General features: G+C 35.6%; 9 protein-coding genes. 2 read left to right on the top strand and 7 right to left on the bottom strand.

Annotated features, from left to right (window positions below; all coding sequences use genetic code 11):
• Positions 1 to 25: 25 nt before the first annotated feature.
• From AC4FRF_RS06290 to AC4FRF_RS06280, 3 genes are all read right to left on the bottom strand, one after another.
• The gene (locus tag AC4FRF_RS06290) at positions 26 to 1,741 is read right to left on the bottom strand and encodes a RagB/SusD family nutrient uptake outer membrane protein (RefSeq protein WP_491158638.1); all 1,716 of its coding nucleotides are present in this window, start codon (positions 1,739 to 1,741) and stop codon (positions 26 to 28) included.
• Positions 1,742 to 1,762: 21 nt separating this feature from the next.
• Positions 1,763 to 4,939, bottom strand: coding sequence for a SusC/RagA family TonB-linked outer membrane protein (locus AC4FRF_RS06285; RefSeq protein WP_491158637.1), 3,177 nt, complete (start codon positions 4,937 to 4,939; stop codon positions 1,763 to 1,765).
• Positions 4,940 to 5,190: 251 nt separating this feature from the next.
• The gene (locus tag AC4FRF_RS06280; protein ID WP_491158636.1) at positions 5,191 to 6,954 is read right to left on the bottom strand and encodes a DUF4955 domain-containing protein; all 1,764 of its coding nucleotides are present in this window, start codon (positions 6,952 to 6,954) and stop codon (positions 5,191 to 5,193) included.
• Positions 6,955 to 7,520: 566 nt separating this feature from the next.
• Here AC4FRF_RS06280 and AC4FRF_RS06275 point away from each other — a divergent pair.
• Complete coding sequence (locus AC4FRF_RS06275; protein WP_491158635.1) at positions 7,521 to 11,573, top strand: hybrid sensor histidine kinase/response regulator transcription factor; 4,053 nt, start codon at positions 7,521 to 7,523, stop codon at positions 11,571 to 11,573.
• A 519-nt stretch (positions 11,574 to 12,092) separates the two neighbouring features.
• On the opposite strand, the gene AC4FRF_RS06270 is transcribed toward AC4FRF_RS06275, so the two are convergent.
• The 4 genes from AC4FRF_RS06270 to AC4FRF_RS06255 all read right to left on the bottom strand — a co-directional run bounded on the left by AC4FRF_RS06270 (position 12,093) and on the right by AC4FRF_RS06255 (position 21,309).
• Positions 12,093 to 13,136: a zinc metalloprotease gene (locus tag AC4FRF_RS06270; RefSeq protein ID WP_491158634.1), complete on the bottom strand. Its 1,044-nt coding sequence runs from the start codon at positions 13,134 to 13,136 to the stop codon at positions 12,093 to 12,095.
• 158 nt (positions 13,137 to 13,294) lie between these two features.
• Positions 13,295 to 19,501: a polysaccharide lyase family 8 super-sandwich domain-containing protein gene (locus AC4FRF_RS06265; RefSeq protein ID WP_491158633.1), complete on the bottom strand. Its 6,207-nt coding sequence runs from the start codon at positions 19,499 to 19,501 to the stop codon at positions 13,295 to 13,297.
• Between the two features lie 642 nt (positions 19,502 to 20,143).
• Positions 20,144 to 21,007, bottom strand: a complete 864-nt coding sequence (locus AC4FRF_RS06260) for an IS3 family transposase (RefSeq protein ID WP_491158632.1) — start codon at positions 21,005 to 21,007, stop codon at positions 20,144 to 20,146.
• Positions 21,007 to 21,309 (bottom strand): transposase, encoded by a 303-nt coding sequence (locus tag AC4FRF_RS06255; RefSeq protein ID WP_491158631.1) that lies wholly within the window; start codon positions 21,307 to 21,309, stop codon positions 21,007 to 21,009. Before AC4FRF_RS06255 ends, AC4FRF_RS06260 begins: the two co-directional genes overlap by 1 nt.
• A gap of 445 nt (positions 21,310 to 21,754) precedes the next feature.
• Between AC4FRF_RS06255 and AC4FRF_RS06250 the strand changes: the two genes are divergently transcribed.
• Positions 21,755 to 22,978, top strand: a complete 1,224-nt coding sequence (locus tag AC4FRF_RS06250; RefSeq protein WP_491158630.1) for a glycoside hydrolase family 88 protein — start codon at positions 21,755 to 21,757, stop codon at positions 22,976 to 22,978.
• Positions 22,979 to 22,983 lie beyond the last annotated feature (5 nt).

Below are 22,983 nucleotides of genomic sequence, written 5' to 3'. Positions count from 1 at the left end.
ACTCTTTCAGTAATTAAACTAGATTTTACCAACCTGGATTTTGGTCAGCGGGAGTTATCAATTTATTGGACAACATTTCTACAGAAGGGATTGGAAACAATAAGTGTTTTTGGGCTGTACTTTGCCCTGTTACCCTACCATATTGGGTATTCCCAATTGCCAAAGGTGCAGATGTTGGACTTGATGCAATTTCATTTCCTACAGCATTCATAATAGTAACATAACCTAACCCTTTCCAACGGATCAAATCCATTCTGCGCAATCCTTCAAAACATAGTTCACGCATACGCTCGTCTTCAATAGCTTGTTGTTGGAAAGATGCTTTATCAAGTCCAGCAGGCAAATCAGCTACTAAACTTGGCGTACCTATCGGAAGCCCATACCCTCTGCGACGCACCTGGTTTACGGCATCGTAAGCTGCAGCTGTTGGACCGCCGTTTACCTGATTTTCTGCTTCAGCAAACATCAAAAGCACATCGGCATATCTCAAGACTGGGAAATTAATTCCACTTTGGTTTTTATCTTTAGGATTAATAATTTCATATTCTCTTTTCCATTTCGCAGCATCTCTACCGTATTGAACAGTCTTGTCGATGGCTGTTTTAGTTGCAACAGCGGTAGTATTGTTGATAGTCCATCTGTAAGTGGCCAAATTCCAATCACGACGCAAATCTCTACCGGCGGCATCATAGCTTTTGAATAATCTATGCGTTCCCTTTACGAATCCATAACAATATCCAATAGAATTCATAAGAGGTGAACCATTTGCAGGTGTAAAAGCAATTCCAATCAGGCTTCCTAAGCCTCCCAATTCGAAGTATCCATCGGTGCGATTCCCCTTAAATTCTACCTCCCACATACTCTCTTTTACATCATACTTATCTTGCGCTGCAGTGATAAATATCTGACGGTAAGCATTATTAGAATTTGCAGGAACAGATGGTACTGTTTCATTAAAACTGTTGAACTTAGGATCTGTATCAAAGGTTGTATTCAAAGCATGTAAACCAGAATCAATTACTTTTTTAGACCAAGTTAAAGATTCAGCATATTTTGAAGTATCGTTTAACGGATAACCCGCCATGTGCAAACATACTCTGGCAAGAATCCCCTGAACAACGGTTTTTGAAACACGACCAGGGAATTTAATGGACGATGTAGGTGAAGCTGTAACTTTTGCTTCAGCCTCTTTCATATCTTGCAATACTTGTGCATAAACTTCAGCTTTTGGAGTTCTGGCCATATTAATTCCTACTGGACTTGTTGTTGGGGTCAATCGCAAAGGCACATCTCCAAAATGGGTTACTAATAAGAAATAATAATAGCCTCTTAAAAACAAAGCTTCTCCCAAAATTTGTTGGCGTGCACTTTCATCCATAGTTGGCACATTAATATTTGCAATCAAATCATTGGCTCTTCCAACACCCTTATAAAGGTCAGTCCAATAATTCGCAATATTATTGTCAGCAAAAGTATAAACGTTTACCGATAAACCTGATGCTGCGTTACGACCATAAAAACTCTCATCCGATTGTATTTCAAAAGTTGTGTTTATTGAATTACCATAAACATTACTAGATCCCAAGATGTCATACACCCCTGCTAATACCTGGGTTAAACCTTGTTCATCTGTATAATACTGCTCCAATCCAACTTTATCAATCGGCTTTTCATCCAAAAAGCTCTCGCATGAGCTTGTGCCCATGGCGATTAAACCCAATAATATATATATCTTTTTCATTTTGAAAATAATTTAATGTTATTAAAATGTAATGTTAGTACCGAAAGCAATTGTACGTGCACGAGGATAAGGCGAATAATCAAATCCCGGTGTTAAGGCAGTGCTGTTAGTATTAACCTCCGGATCCGGTCCTGAATATTTGGTCCAGGTATATAAGTTTTGCCCCGAAACAAAGAATCGCAACGATTTAAGGTGCCATTTAGTAACCAATTTTTGATCTACATTGTATCCTAAAGAAAGGGTTTTGAATCTTAAATAAGAGCCATCCTCAACTGTATAGCTTGAATATCCGGCTGCAGAACCAAGATAACCTCTAACACGTGGAACATCAGAAGTTGGATTTTCTGTAGTCCAACGGTCTACAAAATTTGCAAAAAGGTTTTTATTAATTCCGGCTCCCTGAGCATCAAATACCACACGGTTACCATTTAGAACGTCATTGCCATACGACCATTGGAAGAAAATATTCAAATCAAAGTTTTTGTAGCTAAAATTATTGCTAAATCCTCCGGTATGTTTTGGCATACCATTTCCAATCACAGTATAATCTAATTTGTCTATAGTTAAATCTCCGTTTTGATCTTTATATTTAACATCTCCAGGTCTGATATTGGCTCTTACATTTCCATTACCGGCAATAGTCGATTTTAAAAGAGGTAACCCATTAGACTGAATATCAAATTCGTCATCTTTGTAAGTTCCTAAAAACTCTAAACCATACATTTGTCCTATAGGTTGTCCTATTTTTGCAATATAACCACTCGTATTTACGTCAAAGCCGGAAATAGTACTTTCCATATAATCCTGTCCCTCATTTAAAGCCAACAATTTATTTTTGTTGAACGCAATATTAGCACTGGTACTCCATGTAAAATCTTTGGTAACAATGTTTTTAGTTTCCAATGACAATTCCAATCCTTTATTTTCTATACTACCAACGTTTTTAAATGCTGTAGTAAATCCGGAAGAATTTGGAATTTGTGTTCTCAACAACAAATCTTTGGTTGTTTTTTTATACACATCGGCAGTAAAAGTAATTCTTTGATTAAAGAATCCTAAATCGATACCGGCATCCATTTGCTCTGTAGTTTCCCATTTCAATTCAGAATTACCAAGTGTATTAGGAATAACTCCATCCATGTATACTCCATCGAAAGCATAGGAGCTTCCTATTGGATTGAAGTAAGTAGTAAGATAATCATAAGCCCCTACACGGTTGTTACCGGTTTGTCCGTAACTGGCACGTAACTTACCATCTGATATCACTTTACTGTTTTTTAGGAGATTCTCTTCTTTAAATTTCCAGGCAATTGCTCCTGATGGGAAATATCCCCAGTGATTTTGAGAAGGAAATTTAGAAGATCCATCCGCTCTCATCGAAGCCGTAACCATATACTTAGAACCATAATTATAATTCACTCTCGATAAAAACGAAGCCATTGACCATCTGGTATTCGTAGGATCAATTCGCGTAGGAACTCCCTGTCCAAATCCATCAAACATCAAATCCTCATTAGGCAATTGAGTTTCTCCATAACCATAGAACCAGTCTTTTCTTTGTTGGGCTGTAAATCCTCCTAAAACATTGAATTTTGATTTACCATAGGTTTTATCCCAGGTAATAGTATTTTCATTCAACCAGTTAGTATAATTGTTATTACCAATACGTCCATTAACTCCATTTACACCTCCTACACGTCCTCTTGACGTTTTTGAATTATAGAATTCACTTCTTTTAGATTTATTTTCACTGATTCCAAAAGTAGATCTCAATTTCAAATTTTTAGCCAATAAATACTCCACATAACCATTAAATCCAAAGTTTTTTACTCTGGTAACGTCATACGTATTTTCAAGAGCAGTTATCGGATTTACTCTATAATCAGAAGCATTGGTTATACTAGGATCAACAAATTCTTCTTCTATATTATATGTTTCAGAAGGAACCGGACGTGTACCCCATACAGATGCAAAAACATTTGACGTAGTTGCTCCGGCAAAATCTGATTTTGTTGGATCTAATCCGGTTTGTTTCAAGAAGCTATAATTCGCATTAACACCTACTTTCAACTTATCAGTAACATTATAATCAAGATTTAAACGACTTTGATATCTTTTATAATTAGAGTTCAATACAATACCATCCTGATCCACCATAGAAAGAGAAGCTGCGTATTTAAATTTGTTAGTTCCTCCTCTTACAGCAAAATCATTGTTTTTATACATTGCTGTACGGGTAATTAAATCCTGCCAGTCAACTGGCTTAACCGTCTTATAATAGTCTAATGTTCTTCCTGGCCCGGTAAGATAAAGTTCAGTCGGAGTTTTTGGTGATCCGACTGGAGCAACATCAGTAGGATCAACTTCTATCTGATATTTCACATAATCGTACGGGCTCATTACTTCTACTCTGGATATTGAACTTTGAATCCCTGTAGTACTGTTAAAACTAAATACAGGCTTACCTGTTTTACCCTTTTTGGTCTGGATTACAATAACACCATTTGCTCCACGAGCTCCATAAATAGCCGTAGCCGAAGCATCCTTTAAGATATTAATAGATTCTATATCAGCCGGATTGATTACGTTATTGTTAGGATCCTCAATCAGGAAACCATCAATAACATACAATGGACTATTAGCCTGAGTAAGCGAGTTATTACCACGAATTACAATATCAACACCAGAACCCGGTCTACCGTCAGAAGAAGTAACCTGAACTCCGGCAACACGTCCTGCTAAAGCTTCGTCAAAAGAACGAACGGGTGCTCTATTAATATCTGCCATCGATACACTGGCAACAGCCCCGGTTAAATCTTTCTTTTTCACGGTTCCGTATCCAACTACAACAACCTCATCCAGATTACTGGTTGTAGATTTTAAAGTTACATTTATGGAAGTTTTTCCCCCTACTGCAACTGTAGCCGTTTCATAGCTTATATAGGAAAAAACTAATTGGTCTTTTGAATCGGCCTTGATTTTAAACTCACCATTAAAATCGGTTGAAGTGGCTACTTTTGTTCCTTTTACCAAAACAGTAACACCCGGTAAAGGCTCTTTCTTATCATCATGTACAGAGCCCGATATCATTCTGCTCTGTGCCTGCACAAAAACTGGTGCAATTATCAAAAAAATACCAACAAAAAAATGTCTGAAAACCTTAGTAAGAGGCTGGTATTTCAAATTTAAATTTTTCATAATTATTATTTTAGTTTTAGTTAAATCTTTTTCTTTGGTTTGTTGTTAAAGGTTAGCCTGTTTTACATACATCTATTCGGTTCATTTTTCATAATATTAAGTTAGTTTATTTACTCGGACTGCGAAAACGTTTTCTTTAAAAAGATAATATCAAAATTACCCTGATTTGGAATTTTAAAAGGGGATAATCATCCTTTTTTAGGTTAAAATATTCCTTTGTTGTGATTTCTAATATTTTATAAACAGCTGTTTTAGTTCATTTTATAAAGTCTACTCTTTAATTGTGCTTCATATAAAGACAATGGATACACTTTTCCTTTATTAAAATTTTCTGTATAAATCCATTGGTCTTTGGTGTCGGAAGAATTGCCGTTTATGGTTACCTTAAATTGGGGTTGGTAAACTCCTGCCAAAATACTTTTGGGATACATTTGATGGCTTAAATTATCTTTGACCAAACCTTTTAGAGGTGACTGCCAACTAAAAAACAACTCTGAATCCTTAGCGTTAAAATCAGCTAGTTCCACATTCCACCAAGTATTGAAATTGGCTGTGTGCGGTAGATTGTTTGCGGCTCCGCCACCACTTATCTTATTCAGCCCTTTAATGTTTTCGAATAAATTTTCGGCAGGAGGCGAAAACCTTCTGTCACTGAACCCATGAAAATCAAACAAACCTGGTTTTCCGCTGACGGCCTTATAAGTGACGTTTCTGAAAACATTACCATACGCATTGCCCTCACCACTTAATACATGGGTAAAATTGTTTTTGAAATTCAGGTTTTGGATTAAATTATCACTGGCATGGCTGTAAACTTTAACCCCGCTGTGACCATCAAAACCAAGAAATTCAACTCCATCGACGGTAACATTACGGCTGTCTAGCAAATAAACCGGACTGGTAAAATTTTCCAAAGTCACATTTTTTATCCAACCATTGGCAACTCTGCAAAAATTGATGGCATTCCAGCCGTAATCCATCTCATGGCTTTGGTATTTATCGCTTCCCTCGCAACCGTGGTGGCAATAATATCCCGCCCAACCCGATTTTATATAGATATTTTCCACACCAATTTCACTAAGCATTTCAGCCTTGGCCACAACAGGTTCATATTTTAAATCAAAATCTCTTCGCAGCGGTTGTTTTAAGGTAATTTTATTTTTACTGATGCTTTCAATTTGTACCAACCATTGGTAAGAGGGCGCACTACTGGGACCCGCGCTTTTGGCAGACGCTTCAAAATCATAAAACTCTTTGACAGGGCTGATAATACTTTTAATCAGTGTTCCCGTTTCGTCACTATTGTATAAGCCCAACAAAATATAGTCATTGGCCGCCAATTGGGCTGTGCTTTTCAACCACAACGTTTTGTCCCCTTTTTTGGCATTTTTAATCAGTTGGTTCAAAACCTGGGCTTCCTGAATTTCTCCGTTCACAGCACCCGCACTAGTTGAAATCACTTCTGAATGGTTTACCGCATTTTTAGGATAATCTATTCCCCAAAAACTTGCGGTACTCTGCAATTTAGTGGCTGTTTGAATTAAAGCCGGAGATAGCCATGGGCTTATATCATCTTGTGTCAATGGATAACCATCAAAAAAGACAGTTCCGTTACTGCTGTTAGCTTCACCTCTCAATACTACATTGCTATGATTTATTTGCAAAAAACGCTTTTCTCTGGGATTCATATTAAAATAATAAACCCCTTTTGGAAAATATAAAACACCTCCCCCATCGGCGCCAACTTTATCTATAAGCTGTTGCACTTCTTTGGTTTGGTCTTTCATGGAATTGGCGCTAATACCATGTTGGGTTACGTCTATTACATTTTTTGTAATATTGGGAACGGGCTGTTCTCCGTAATGGTAACCGGCATACGAAAAATCAGGTAAATCACATTTCTGGCTGTTCTTCTTAAACGCCTTATAAATAGCCGCTTCTTGTTGCGCAAAGCATGAAAAATTAATGCTCATAAAAAACATGCAAACAAAAATCTTATTTATACTATTATTCATGGTTAATCCTAATTTATATTTTAAAGTTTTTCAGAAAGAACTTTTTCACCAATACTTTCTATTTTCAGAATAGTATAAAGGCATAATCAAAATTAGTTCTGTCAAAAAAATGGTTCTGATTATTAACAAAGTTGCGATTAACAATAGCATTTAAGGGTTAAATACTTCCTTAATAAGTGTATTTTTTTCCTTTTTTATTGAATTCCGTGATTCTCAAAATACTGATTAAATGGAACTTAGATTTACTATTGTTTTTTTTATATTCGATACTGAACAAGTACATAAAAATTGATCTTAAATAATTATGAGAGAAGAAAGTTTTTCCCTTGTTTTAGAAATTTCAAACATTTAATAAATTATAAATTATTAAGAATTAAGCGCTAAATTTATATCCATTTAAATCATTATTATTTTTAGTCTTACAAAATTTCTATTAATTTTGACACATATCCATAATCATAATAAGTGCTATTTTAACACATATCTTTATATATTCTTAAACATAAAATTTAAATATTTTAACAGCATCTAAGTGCTGCTTAATTTATAATCCTTAAAAACTTTCAATGATTTATAAAAACCATAATCTTAGATTTCTTTTTTTGGGGTTTTACTTTTGGAGCTTGTTTTTTTCAGCTTCAAAAAGTTGGGCACAGGGAAAATCATTATCATTTAACCATTTAGATGTCACCAATGGTCTTTCAAACAACTCTGTTTTATCAATCAGCCAGGACTCTACCGGCTTCATTTGGCTGGGCACAAAATATGGTTTAAACCGTTTTGACGGGCGTACATTTAAAGTTTTTAAAAATGACCCGGAAAACAAAAACAGTATATCTTCCAATGATTTTATAAAAAAACTGGAACTCGCTTCAAATAAAAAAATGTGGGTGGTTACCGGGGGGCTGGATTTATATCATTCCGAAGACAATTCTTTCGAAACTATTTTGCCACAAACCGAAGGTCTTTTGAAGGTATTACAAGATACTAAGGGAAATTTATGGATAGGTTCGTTGACCCAGTTAAAATTTAAAGCTGCCAACAGTAAAAAAATCATTCCCATCAAAATTGCGAAAAACAGCCTGCTGGTTTCTGAATTTTTTGAAGATCATGCCCATCATATTTGGGTGGGAACCTCCTCGGGACTATATGAATTATTTTTTGCCAATAAAAAACTGCTTATAAAAAGACATTTCAGATCCGAATTTAAAAATGGGGCACATAATGATCCTATTACAAGCATCATACAAGATCAAAATTTAAACTATTGGATTGGAACCAAAAAAAGCGGGCTTTATCTTTTTGATAAAAAAACATTACAACTGACTCATTTTGTAAAAAACAACAATGATAAAAACTCATTGGTAAATAATAATGTACGCAAAATTTTGCTCCATAAAAATGGTTCGCTTTGGATTGGTACCCAGGATGGTTTATCCATTTTAAATCCCTACACCCATCAATTTATCAATTACCAGCACGATCCTACAAACCCCAACAGCCTAAGCCAGAACTCTATTTATGATATTTTTCAGGATAAAAATGGTTCTGTTTGGATAGGGACTTATTTTGGAGGTGTTAATGTGGTTTATTCGGTAAATACGCCTTTTACCATATATCAAAATAATATCAGCCAAAATAGTATCAGCAGCAATATAATCAGCTCTATTGTTGAAGACAGTAAGAACAATTTATGGATTGGTACAGAAGCCGGAGGTTTAAATTACTTTAACAGGGACAACCAACAGTTTATCAATTATAAAAATGATATTAATAATAAAAATAGTTTAAGTTCCAATCTGGTTAAGGCCATTGCCATTGATAAGAACCAAAACATTTGGATAGGAACAGGTTTAGGGGGGGTAAATCTTTTTGATCCCAAAACTTCGAGTTTTACTGTTTTTAAACGAAATATCAACAACAGTAACAGTATTGGCTCGGACAATATCAATTGTTTAGTTGTCAATAGAGAAAATAAATTATTTGTTGGAACAGATATTGGACTTAATATTTATGATATTGCCCAGCAAAAATTCAGTTTCTTTACAACCAATGGAAAAACATATGTAGACAAGTCAATTAATACCTTATTGGAAGATAAAAAAGGGACTATTTGGGTAGGTACTCCTCTGGGAATTTATGTTTACCAAGGAACAAAACTTCAATATAAAAATTTTAAAGACAGCTCAAACAAGTCTTTCAAATACAATATTAACTGTTTTCTGGAAGACAATCAAGACTACATGTGGGCAGGAACCTATCATAGCGGACTGGCATTACTCAATCTGAAAAACAATACTTTTAAAATTTTCAATACTACTAATGGTTTACCTAGTGACAATATATTATCCATTACAAAAGATAATGATTCTAACTTATGGATAGGTACTGATAATGGCCTGGTAAAATACAATCTCCGTTTACATACTTTTAGAAGTTTTAATATTTTTGATGGCCTCCCTGATATTCAATTCAATACCAATTCAGTTTTAAACGACAGTCAGGGAAGGATGTACTTTGGCACTTACAACGGTTTACTCAGCTTTATTCCGCATAGTATCCAAAAAAATATAATACCGCCAAATGTTGTGTTGTCTAATCTCAAATTGTTTAATAGGAGTGTCAAAATCAACGATGAAAACAAACTTCTAAAACAAGACATTAATTTTAGCAATACCCTGACTTTTAATCACAATCAAAACAATTTCACTATCGAGTTTTCGGCATTAAACTTTATAAAATCCAATAAAAATAAATATGCCTATAGACTTGATGGTTTTGAGAAAAACTGGAATTATGTAGATATGCCCTCGGCTACTTATACTAATCTGCCTGCAGGAGACTATCAGTTTTTAGTGAAATCAGCCAATAATGATGGTATTTGGAGTAAAAATATCAAAAAAATTAACATTGAGGTACTTCCTCCTATCTGGAAAACCTGGTGGGCTTACCTCATCTATTTTATCACAACATTTGCAATAGCTTATTACATCATCAAATTTTTTAAAGCCAGGGCAGATCTTAAAAAAGAGCTTCATTTTGAAAAAATGAAATTGGATTTTTTCACTAATGTATCTCACGAAATCAGAACACCGTTGACATTGATTCTTGGTCCTATTGAAAAATTAGAACAATTAACTACCGAAAATACTCAGGCCAATAAATATGCACTCAGCATTAAAAACAATACCGAACGCTTATATCGATTAGTAAATGAATTATTAGATTTCAGAAAGGCCGATTCAGGTAATTTACGTCTTTATTTCTTTGAAGAAGACATTGTAAGTGCTTTAAAAGAAACTTTTGACCATTTTCAAACACTTGCTGAAGCAAAAAATATTGAATACACTTTTAAAAGTAGTCATCCTCAAATTTTGGTTTATTTTGACAAAGACCAAATGGAGAAAGTGTTTTTTAATTTATTATCAAATGCTTTCAAATTTACCCAAAACAATGGTAGTATAAAACTGGAAATTACCTTAAAAAAGCGAAAAGTAAATATTAACGTTACTGACAATGGCGTAGGTATAGATGCCGAGAATATCGATTTTATTTTCAAAAACTTTTATCAGGCAGGACAAAGCTTTGGAACAGGTATTGGTTTAGCGCTTTCAAAAAGTTTAATAGAACTTCACAAAGGAAAAATCAGTGTAAAAAGCACTCCTGCAACGACAGTTCAAAAAGGAAAAACCACTTTTAAGGTTCAGTTACAACTTGATAAAAACCATTTAAACGAAAGTGATATTAGCCCAATGCCTAAAGTTGAAAATATTATTTATGAAGAAATTGGAGACTACACTTCCGAGAGCTTCCTTGACAATCCGGTTACAGATGATAAAAATAAAACAGCAACTATATTAATTGTTGAAGATAATGATGAAGTAAGGGATTTTATCAGGCAATCTTTAGAGCATCAATATCAGGTTTATGAAAGTGAAAATGGATTGGAAGGCTGGAAAAATGCTATTAAAACACTTCCGGATTTAATCATTAGTGATGTAATGATGCCTGTTATGGATGGTTTGGAGCTTTGTAAAAAACTAAAAACAGATGTGCGTACTTCTCATATTCCTGTAATTATGTTAACTGCCAAGTCGGCTCCAATACACCAAATACACGGTCTGCAACATGGTGCCGATGCCTACATCACCAAACCTTTTAGTGATCAGATTTTACAACTTAACATACACAATCTCTTATCTCTAAAAGTGGCGCTGCAAAAAAAATACAGCGAACAAATATTAAAATTACCAATTATAACAAATGTAGAATCGTCACAGGATGAAATATTCCTGCAAAAACTGCAACAAATCATCGAAGAGAATATTGCCAACACCGATTTAGATCTCAACTTTATTACATCCGAAATTGGTATGAGTAAATCAGTTTTGTACAAAAAATTTAGTGCGCTTACCAACTTGTCTTTAAACGAATTTATAAAAACACAACGCCTAAAACACGCCGTTGAGTTTTTCCAAAAAGGCGAAACCTCTATCCTGTCAGTCGCTTTACAGGTTGGATTTAATGATCCCAAATACTTTAGCCGCGAATTCAAAAAAATGTACGGCATCACTCCTAATGATTATATTAAAAATAAAGGACAGGAAAAAACAACTTAGAATTCACAAATAAAAAATAGTCAGTCTAATTTAGACTGACTATTTTTTATTAATCCTGTATCACTTTTTCAGGACTAAACAATATTTTATAATTTATTTTACAAAAATCATATCCCTATTCATAAGAAAAAAAAACTCTTTCTATTGTTCTTAATCAGTCATATTTTCCAAACTGATCTAATTCCGTTCCACATTTGGGACATGTATGCTTTCCCAGAACCTCTTGTTCCAGATTCTTAGGCTTTCTAATAATAGGCAATTTAGTTTTACACTTAGGACAGATGTCGCGTTTTATGTTTAGCGTAAAATTAGGATCTATTTTTTTTAAGATAAAATAAACTGATACTATCATTAAGACAGTCATAAATACATCGATGATAATCTCCATTAAAAGATTTATATTTAGATTAATTTGAATGATTTTTTATTTGAGATAATTTATATATTCCAGCTTCGAAACTTTTATTTAACCATTACTATTTATAAAGAATTTGAGAGCTTTATACCAGTTTATCCAATTTATTGGAAATCTGCAGGCTTATAATAGTTTTGTGGCGTTACAATAAATAGTCCTCCATTAAAAAATTCGGTATTAATTCTTGACATTACAGGACTGATTCCTGTATTAATATTATTTATTTTTTTTGGATAAGTCATATTAGAATCATGATTAAAGCCCACACAATGTCCTATTTCATGTGCTGTAATATCCCCTGCATCCTTTTTTATATAATCATGCAAAATATGTTCGGCATAACCTAAAGTGGCTCCACCACCTAAACCGGATACATTGGTAACCTTGCCACAGTTAAAGCGAGGATGGATAAGAATATCGTTATAAACTTTCTCCTTTTCGGTCATTGTTAACGCCGTTGTTCCGTCATTTCCGATAATTGTCTCGTTTAAAAATGACTGCCTAAATTCATCTGACACAAAAACGATTCCCATATTGATCATAAGTCCTGAAAAACGACGTATATCTTTGGCTGTTATAGGTTCCCAATTATTATTGGGGTCATTATTAGGGTCAAAATCATGATACTTGATTGTCCATTTGAGTAATTTTAATTTTTTCAATCTGAGTATAATTTCGCTGTCACCTGTAAAATCAAATGAAATTTTAGTTGGATCCACACCAGTTGTTTTATAGTGTGATAAATCAACTACTTTATTATCCATATCTAAAAAAAGCGTAGTTCCCTCCACAAATGGGTACTTCATGGTTTGGGTAGCATGTGCCCTTATTTTTTTTATTTGAAAAAGTTGCAGCTGCCCCACACCTTCAATAGTGGCTAATATGGTAACATTCTCAATGTCAAAAGGTGCAAAATTTGAAACTTCAATAGTTTTATTATCAACAGCTTTTACGCGTATAATCTGTGCGATGCTGTAAATCCTGGATTCTGAAGTCATCACTGCCAATGGCTCATTATCCTGAAACATTAAAGACGAATTTTGGTCGGTATCAAAAGAAACCATTTTTGGGCTTACTTTTTCTTCATCTTCACTACAAGCAGCAAAAAATCCAAAAACAATCAGGAATGGAATAATTTTTTTCATCATATATAAAAGGGTTTTAGTTTAAGTAGATTTGGGGCAAATACTTTTTTATGTTAACATAGCGTTCTCTCTAAGAGACATTTTAAAATATTAGAGCAATATCCAAGAATTTCTGTAAAAAAAGAGACTGTTCTAAAAGTTAGAACAGTCTCCCTGGTAATTTATTGCTTAACAATAGTACTCCTAAAAGTTTCAACACCATTTTGAACAACTACAATATAGTTCCCTGTAGCTAAATCTCCCGCGTACACATTTTGTGGTACAGCGGTAAAACGAAACTGACGAATCCTGATACCAAGTACATTATAAATACTAATTGTTGCATTCGGATCCAGTTTTGACGACACCGTTACATTAAAGTTGTCCTGAACAGGGTTAGGATAAACAGTGAAATTGGATGAAGTTGATACTTCCTCTTTAGTTGCCATTTTTGACGTACCACTGCAAGAACCAAGCTTGTCTCCATGATCCAAATGCGCCTGAACAGCAGATTGCGCCACACAGATTATAGTATTGTTATGACAAATCTGTACTTTGGTATTGTCGTTACCACATCTTACATCAAGAGTGTTTATGGTAATTGAAGCCGTTGACTGGCATCCTCCTGCGTAAGTCACAGTTAGCGTATATGTACCTGATTGTGAAACTGTAATCGATGGCGTATGTGCTCCAGTGTTCCAAGTATAGGTAACATCTTGATCGCCTTGCACCAATGAATTAAGGGTAAGCGATGTAGGTCCGTAGCCTATATAAATGGTGTTTTTATCATCTATAGCCGGATTCATTGCATACACATCCGGAATAGACAACTGTACAGTCGGACAAACCACATCAATAGTAACAACTGTAGAAGTGGTAACAGCACCATCATTATCGGTAACTTTAGCGGTTAAAACATAAGTTCCTGTAGCAACGTTATTCCAGTCAAAACTGTAAGGCGCAGTTACATCTTCACCTAGTTTTATTGTCCCATTGAAGAATTCAACTTTACTAACGCTTCCGTCTGAATCAACCGCATCAGCAGCAATTGTAATATTGGCAAGAGCATCATAGCTTGCATTTGACAAAGGGGAAGTAATAGATACCGTAGCCTCTGTATTTACCTTTAGTATTTGTTCTACCGCTGTGGCAACATCATAAATGTTGTTACCTTCCTGTGAAGCTGTGATAGTAGTGGTTCCTTTTCCAACAATCGTCACGGTGCTGCCACTTATGGTAGCCACGTCTGTATTGGAACTGGTGTAGGTAACCGGTAAATTGGATGAAGCCGTAGCAATCAAATCAAAGGCTGTATCACCGATTGCTTTTGTCGGTATCGCATCAAAAGTAATCGTTTGTGCAACTGGGTTCACTGTTAGTGTTTGTTCAACCGCCGTTGCTGCTGCATAAATATCATCACCATCCTGTTTGGCTGTAATAGTACTAGTCCCTTTTCCAACTATTGTAACTGTACTTCCGCTTACGGTCGCCACATCGGTATTGGAACTGATGTAACTTACAGATAAACTTGATGAAGCCGTAGCCGTTAAATCAAAAGCAGCATCCGTAGCTACTTTTGCAGGTAATGCATCAAAAGTAATAGTTTGCGGAGTCAAAATACGACTCAATGCAATTTCTACCGGTAATCCATCTACAGTTGTAAACTGGATTGTAGTCTCTCCATTTGCAGTACCTGTTATGCTGGCATTGGCATTAGGTTGTGAAATTTGCCAATTCGTACCTTTTATAGTAATATTTATTTGTTTAATTACAGACGCCTCTTTTGCTCTCCATGTAAATCCAAGATCAGGATTGGTTACTGCCATTTTAAGACTTTTTTGTGTCGGATCATACTGCGACATCACCAAACATGGAGTATTTGCACCTGTCAATTGTCCTGAATTATCGATACCGGAAAGCGCATTAAAAAACGAATAACCAAATATAGCATTTTCCGTAGCGGTAGGTTTGTACTCCACTATGTGGGCTATTTCATCTTTGCGGTGTACCGTGTAAGGCTTATTACCGGCAGTTACCTGACTATTTAAATTAACCATGTCAGCAGCGGTGGCATTAGGCATACAAACATATTCGTATCCTTTGTTAGACGGAGCCGTTCCGTGGTCTATATAACCAATAGCGTAGTTTCCTATCGGGTTATTGGCAATAGTTTGAGCAGATAAATATTGGTCATGATTCGGTGTCTGTTGGTCTGCTTTAGACAATTGTATGGTACCGCTTCCCGCAAACACATAAAAACCAGTGCCAAAATTATCTACGACCCAGTGGTTGTCTGTATCAGCATAAGTATTGTTGTAAGTTCCTGTTGACAATGCATTACCATCAACAGTTACCTGCTCTTTACCAGAAATGGCTTTGCGTTGGTACAAGGCAGTCAATGTGGTATTGGTAGCATCGTTGTTGCCAATTCCGGAACCCAAGCAAATCAGCATATTGTCAAATGTGAATACCGACTTTTTAAATACAAACGTAGTATTATGACTCTCTGGATGATAACGAGTTCCCCATCCATTCGATTTTGCCTCCTGGAAGTCCATAGCAAACAAACCATAAGTTCCTTTAATCGCTTTCAGATAATCTCCGTCTTTATGAGCAAAACTTAAAGATCCTACAAATCTTTTCTGTTGCAGTTCGTCAACACGTTCGGTTTCCCCCTCAAGTTTATCCCAAGGAAGCCTTATTACTGTAGCGCCCGGCGTGAAATTCCAATCCCATGTCGTATAGTCATATCCATTTCCGTTAACGGCATCTCCGGAATAAATGATATTTACGGCACCATAACTTTGGTAACGACCAAAACGATTGCCCGAATTACCAGCAGGAAATATCTCTGAGCCAAGCATATTATTATTAAAACCTTTGCAAACAGCTACCCAATTGTCTTTTCGGTAAATACCGGCCATACTGTAATTGAACTGAAAATAGCCTTCGTTAAAAGTATCTTGAGCACCATTCCCAAAAGGTCCGTAACCGCCCCATACACGATTGTAATAGCTAGCCATCACTGGATCTGAAGTTCCTGTTCCCAAAATACTCCCTCCTGCTACTGCCATAGAACGAAAACTAAATCTATTGATAGTTGTAGCCACTTCACTCGCTTTTCTTCCTGCCATGGTTAGGAATCGCGTAGGACTGGCAGTAGAAGTAACAGTGCCTTCATTCGCAAACATGAGTTGAGCCATGATGGCATCCCTCAACCGTAGGTAACCGGCACTACTCACTTGAAAAGAGGTACCGCTTAAATTTGAAATAATATCAGCAACAGCATTCAAATTGTACATATAGGACGGATAAGCTGCATTATGATGAAACCCGGAACCGTCCGGTTTTATGCCGCTGTAATCGTTAGCACCAGCTGTTGGATAACTGATGAAATTTTCCATATATCGCTTGAAAGCAGTCATATAACGATAGCGCTCATCAGCAGAATCTATCCATTTTACGTAAGCCATGGTAACATTAGCGCTCTGCCCAACAGCATCATCGTTGATACCACCATCGTAGTTAGCGTCCCATAAATAATCAAAAGCACCTACCTTGCTCAACAGGTTTTCAAACAAACCTTTTTGGTAAGGGGAGTCCTTAATATGGGGTATTAATATGGCAGGCCGTATAAAATCCCTATAATTATATCCTCCATTCAAGGGATCAAACAAGCCTTTGCAGGTTCTATCCGATACCAGCCACACCGTGTTAAGGGCTTTGTTGAATATATCGGTGTCATCGGGATGAAATTTAAGCCATTGTGCAAATGTTTTTAAAAATGTCACCTGAGTATAGGCCGTAACAGCTGTTCCGGAAGATATGGAATATCCGTCTACCGTTATGTTTAGTGCATTATAGCTTGCTACTGCACTGGAAAGTGATGCAGCTGTTGGTTCGGTTGTACCCAAATACGCATCAGAAAAATGCTGTACAGCTGTATTAATATCTGCTTCCACGGTTGAATTAGAAGGTAGCAAAGGCAAATCAGGATTGAAAGTAACAGGACAAGGCGGCGGCGGCATTATCGGAGCTGGGGTTGTCTGTAACTGATAAGTTACTTTGGTTCCTGGATAACTAACTGTACCGGTATAGCCAGCTGTAACTTGAACAGTAGTAAAGGTACCCGAAACAGTTCCTGCTGATGATTTTGCAAAATCTAATGATGGCTGGCTTGAAGTAGCGTATGAATTAATAAAATCAACATTTAATGTTGTCGAAGCCCCTATGCTGATATTTCCCGTAGCGTTTAATTGATCGTAAGTAGTTACCGCTGTAGGGCCTCCTGCCTTTACACGCATACTACCATTGTCTGCTATTGTAAAGTTACCATTTACTTGTAAGTTTCTTGTTGTTGTATCGCCAGAAGCAGTCCCAAAATTTAATGAATTCACTGTAAGATTATTACCTATTGTAACAACACCTAATGAAGCTGAAGGAACCCCATACTCATTATTAACATTAAGTTCATTAAGAACTGCCGCTGTAGAATCAAAATTGATTTTAGTAGCTGCGTTGCTTCTAGCTCCCGAAATAGTCAATTTTGAATTACTATTTCCTTTTATCAAACAGCTTGCATTATTATCTCTGATGTTAGTTACTTGCAAATTAAAACCGGCAAGGTCTAATGTACCACCAGCTGTATTCATAACTAAAGGACTATACAACTTACAATCCCCTACCAACGAACGGGTACCTCCAAAAAGAATCCCAACACTGATGCTACTAGCCGAACTAATACCTGAAGAAAGCTGGGTTAAACTAAGTTTTTTCCCGGTTCCTCCCAAATAAACCCCTCTTGAGCTACTACCATCATGAATTGCTGTGGTTCCTGTAACATCACCATTTACGAAGAAAAAATTACTCCCAGACACTCCGTTCAGTGTTTTTATGGTTCCATTCCAGGTCAAAAGACCATTAATGGTAAATGCTGATCCAGTAGCATTGTTGTTGTGGATAAGTGTTCCTCCCGCATTAATGTTCACTGCGTTAATAGACATTCCTCCTGTAATGGTGGCTGTACCTCCATTCAAAATAACAAGGTTGTCGCCTGAGTTAATAGTCACAGGTCCCAAACCAGTTGTCCCATCGGTACTCGTTGTCCAATTGGCTGAAGTTACCGAATTACCAGCCAATGTTGCATTTGGCGATGTGGTATAATAAGTAGAAGCAGGTAGTCCAGAAGTGGTTAAAGTAACCTTATTGTTCAGATAAGTCAAGTTTCCATATTGCGATGCAGGCATTTGAAGATTTGCAAATGAACCACTTAGCGTTCCTGCTGATGTTGCAAAATCAAACTGAGTTCCTAATGCAGGAGGAGTAGTCGTATACGAATTAATATAATCAACTTTTAATGTTGTCGAAGTCCCTATACTTATACTTCCCGTTGAACTTGCGCTTAATTGATCATAATTGGTTATGGCTGTAGTACCTCCTGTTCGCACACGCATGCTACCATTATTTGCTAATGAGAAATTACCGTTTACCACTAAGCTTCTGGTTAGAACATCTCCGGAGTAATTACCAAAATTTAATGAATTCACTATAAGATTAGTGCCTATTGTAACAACACCTAATGAAGCTGAAGGAACCCCATACTCATTATTAACATTAAGTTCATTAAGAACTGCCGCTGTAGAATCAAAATTGATTTTAGTAGCTGCGTTGCTTCTAGCTCCCGAAATAGTCAATTTTGAATTACTATTTCCTTTTATCAAACAGCTTGCATTATTATCTCTGATGTTAGTTACTTGCAAATTAAAACCGGCAAGGTCTAATGTAGCTCCAGCTGTATTCATAACTAAAGGACTATACAACTTACAATCCCCTACCAACGAACGGGTACCACCAAAAAGAATCCCAACACTGATGCTACTAGCCGAACTAATACCTGAAGAAAGCTGGGTTAAACTAAGTGTTTTCCCTGTCCCTCCCAAATATACCCCTCTATTACTGGCGGCATCATGAATTGCTGTGGTTCCTGTAACATCACCATTTACGGAGAAATAATTACTCCCAGACACTCCGTTCAGTGTTTTTAAAGTACCATTCCAGGAAAGAAGGCCATTAATGGTAAATGATGATCCAGTAGCATTGTTGTTGTGGATAAGTGTTCCTCCTGCATCAATATTCACTGCGTTAACAGACATTCCTCCTGTAATGGTGGCTGTACCGCCATTCAAAATAATAAGGTTGTCCGTTGTTGCGATGGTCACCGAAGTTAAACCGGTAGTTCCATCCGGATTGGTAGTCCAGTTGGCTGAAGCTGCTGAATTCCCAGCCAATGTTGCGCTTGCCGAAGCTGTGTAGTAATCGGTAGCAAAAGCATGAGGCATGAAGCCGTAAAATAACAGCAGCATAAAAACGACGTGTAATTTTCTTTTCATGGTTTTTAGTTTAATTAATAATTTGGTTTTGGTTGTAAAATTGTCTTTATTATGAAATCGTTTTCGCTAAAAGAACATTTCCAAAGTTAGTTCGATGATGTTTTTTAAAAGAGTAGATTCTTCCTTTTAAAGGTTAAAATCTTCCTTTTCGTCTGTTTATCAGCTTTTAAAGCCCCTGTAATACATACCTCGCTATTATAAATATCAGAGAAGTATCACTCCTCCTAGTTTCATTTACAGCCAATATTATAGTCAAAAAATTATTTGATTTGGCTTAGATGCAAGAGATAAAGAAGAAAGATTATCTCTTATTTTCAAAATCTATTTTTATAGAGATTTTCAGGTAAAAAGAATAGCTTGTTAAGCTTAATAGAAAAAGCCAAAATATTCTATTCTTATTTTTTTAACTGAGTAATTACATTTTAAATGTCTCTGATAATCGCTCCAAATCCTCTATAAAATGGTTCGACATTTGTTCGGTTGTGGTCACAAATAGTATTGATTTTATTGGGATTACAATAAATTTGCTACGCATTTGCTACACATTTAAGAAAAACACTCTTTTTAGGGTGTTTTTTTGTGCTATTTTGTGCTATTTTAGAACTGGACTTGCAACAAAAAGTCGGACATTTTTTTTAAGACCTATGCTACACTTTTAATTTTATAAAATTCTAGTTCCATTTCTTTAGGTGTTTTATATCCCAAAGAAGAATGCAAACGTTTTCTATTATACCATACTTCTATATATTCAAAGACTGCTAATTTAGCTTCTTCAATGGTTGTGAATTTATGCTGATAGATAAGTTCTGCTTTAAGGGTCTTGAAAAAACTTTCGGCTACAGCATTATCCCAACAATTAGCTTTTCTACTCATACTTTGGGTGATTAAAGTATTTTTATTAATCAATTTTCTGAATTCTATCGAAGCATATTGTATTCCTCTATCTGAATGAAAAAGTAAAGATTCTGTTATTTCTCTTTTTGATACTGCCATTTTCCAAGCTGGAATAATCGTTTGATCGGTATACATTCGTGTGCTTAATGACCATCCTATAACCTGTCTGTCATATAAATCAATAATAGTAGTAAGATATAACCAGCCGGCAGCTGTTCTTATATAAGTTATATCAGACACCCAGACCTCATTAAGTAATTTTGGTGTAAAATTTCTATTGAGATGATTACTGCACACTGGATATCGATGATTAGAATCCGTGGTCACTTTAAAGCGTCTTTTAAGTTTACTTCTCCAGCCATTAAGAAGCATCAATTTAGCAACTTTCCTTTTGGATATTTTATATCCTTTTCTTTTTAGCTGTTCCGCTATTCTGGGACTTCCATAAGTTTGACTGCTTAAATCAAAAACTTCTTTTATCAAGTCTGTAAATAGATTATTTTCTATAGATCTATTAGAAGGCCCGCCACTAAACCATCTATAATAACTGCTTCGGCTTACTTTTAAAACGCTGCACATCTTTTCAATAGGATATAAATGTTTATAGCTCACTATGAATTGGTAGACTTCCCATCGCTCTTGGAAAAGATGTGAACGGCCTTTTTTAATATCTCAAGCTCTAATTCTTTTTCCTTAAGAGCTTTTCGAAGTTGTTTGACTTCTAAAGAATCTGTCTCTGTTTTTTTAGAAATAATTGGTTTTGGATTAGTAAATGTTTTTTCAGAGGATCTCAATTTATAAATACGCTCTACCTGGATTCCTAGTTCATCTGCTAATTCTTTGATGTTTTCTCGCTCGTAACTTAATCGTACTGCTGATGATTTAAACTCAGCACTGTAAACTCGTTTTTTCATAATTCTAAGATATTTATTTTTATTTAAACAGTCTTAAAATTTATGTCCCAGTAAATGTAGCAACTCCAATAATAAGTGAGTGGGAGTGTCGAACACTTTTACTGGATACTTCGGAATGCTATAGTTGTTTTAAATTTATTAAAATGAATATTAATTCTCATAACACATGAAATCTTCCCTTATTTATATAATTTTTAAAAAATAATTATGCCTTTTACAAATTATCCTTTAGGCAAAACGAAATTCAATCTTTGCTAAAAAAATTTAAAAACAATTAACTATTAAAATTATGCAACTAAGCTAAAATCAACCATCTTTTACTCATAGTTAACCAATTTCAAAAGTTTTATGGTAGAATTTGAAATAGCGTTTTCTAACTCATATATAACTTCGCTTCATCAAAACATTGAAAAGAAACAAACTATAAACGTAAAAGATGAAGACTATGAAAAAAACCTTTAGCTTATTTTTAGCTATCTCTACCATTACTTTTAGCTCGTTTGCCCAAACCAATCAAAATGACGAATCGTTTAAATGGTTTAAAAAAACATCTGAAGTAATTAGCTATCAATTAAAGAAAGCAGCACAAACATACAAACCCGGTAAAAATCCGCGTTCGATAAATCCTGACGGAACAGTGAGACTGGCTGGTCTAACCGATTGGACAACGGGATTTTTTCCAGGAAGTCTTTGGTATGGATATGAACTAACGGGTGATAAAAAATTAGCTCAAGAAGCTAAAAATTTTACTCTTGGACTTGATTCTATCCGAAATATAAAAAACACTCATGACCTTGGTTTTATGTTGTATTGTTCTTATGGAAATGGGTACAGAATAACAAATGACAAAATATACCTTCCTGCATTAAGTGAAGGTGCAGCAAATTTATATGCACGTTTCAGTCCAAAAGTAGGCGCTATCCGTTCCTGGGATTTCTCTTGGTGGCATTTTCCAGTAATTATAGATAATATGATGAATCTGGAGTACCTATATTGGGCAGCTCAGGAATTTAATCATCCTGATTATGCCAATGCAGCCAATACACACGCATTGACTACAATGAAAAATCATTTTAGAAAAGATTATAGCTCCTACCATGTAGTTGATTATGATCCTGCAACTGGAAAAGTATTGCGTAAAGCAACACATCAAGGATTAACAGATGATTCTTCTTGGGCTCGTGGACAAGGATGGGGTTTGTATGGATATACATTATGCTACAAAAACACTAAAAATCCAAAGTTTTTAAAACAAGCCGAAAATATTGCCAGCTTTATCATGAATCATCCGCGAATGCCAAAAGACAAAGTACCTGTTTGGGATTTTGATGTACACAATGCAATGGATACTGAAGAGCGTGCACCAAGAGATGCTTCGGCTGCTGCGGTTATCGCTTCTGCTTTATTGGACTTGAGCACTCAGGTAAAAGACGGACAAAAGTATGCTGATTATGCTGAAGAAATATTAAAATCATTATCATCAGATACTTATTTGGCTAAGCCGGGTGAGAACAGTTATTTTCTGTTAAAACACAGCGTGGGAGCTTTTCTTTACAATTCGGAGATTGATACCCCATTAGATTATGCTGACTATTACTATTTAGAAGCATTAAATAGATATGCTGCAATCAAAAAGATTGATTCTTTTAAAAAACTTGCTAATCAATAATAAGA

It is taken from the genome of Flavobacterium sp. ST-158 (assembly GCF_058309975.1).
Note: the sequence above shows the minus strand (reverse complement) of the source record. Positions and strands in the feature narration are given on the sequence as shown.

Coding starts and splice junctions, on each gene's coding strand:
- AC4FRF_RS06270 (WP_491158634.1), bottom strand. CDS start 13,136: ATGATGAAAAAAATTATTCCATTCCTGATTGTTTTTGGATTTTTTGCT.
- AC4FRF_RS06285 (WP_491158637.1), bottom strand. CDS start 4,939: ATGAAAAATTTAAATTTGAAATACCAGCCTCTTACTAAGGTTTTCAGA.
- AC4FRF_RS06265 (WP_491158633.1), bottom strand. CDS start 19,501: ATGAAAAGAAAATTACACGTCGTTTTTATGCTGCTGTTATTTTACGGC.
- AC4FRF_RS06275 (WP_491158635.1), top strand. CDS start 7,521: ATGATTTATAAAAACCATAATCTTAGATTTCTTTTTTTGGGGTTTTAC.
- AC4FRF_RS06280 (WP_491158636.1), bottom strand. CDS start 6,954: ATGAATAATAGTATAAATAAGATTTTTGTTTGCATGTTTTTTATGAGC.
- AC4FRF_RS06290 (WP_491158638.1), bottom strand. CDS start 1,741: ATGAAAAAGATATATATATTATTGGGTTTAATCGCCATGGGCACAAGC.
- AC4FRF_RS06250 (WP_491158630.1), top strand. CDS start 21,755: ATGAAAAAAACCTTTAGCTTATTTTTAGCTATCTCTACCATTACTTTT.
- AC4FRF_RS06255 (WP_491158631.1), bottom strand. CDS start 21,309: ATGAAAAAACGAGTTTACAGTGCTGAGTTTAAATCATCAGCAGTACGA.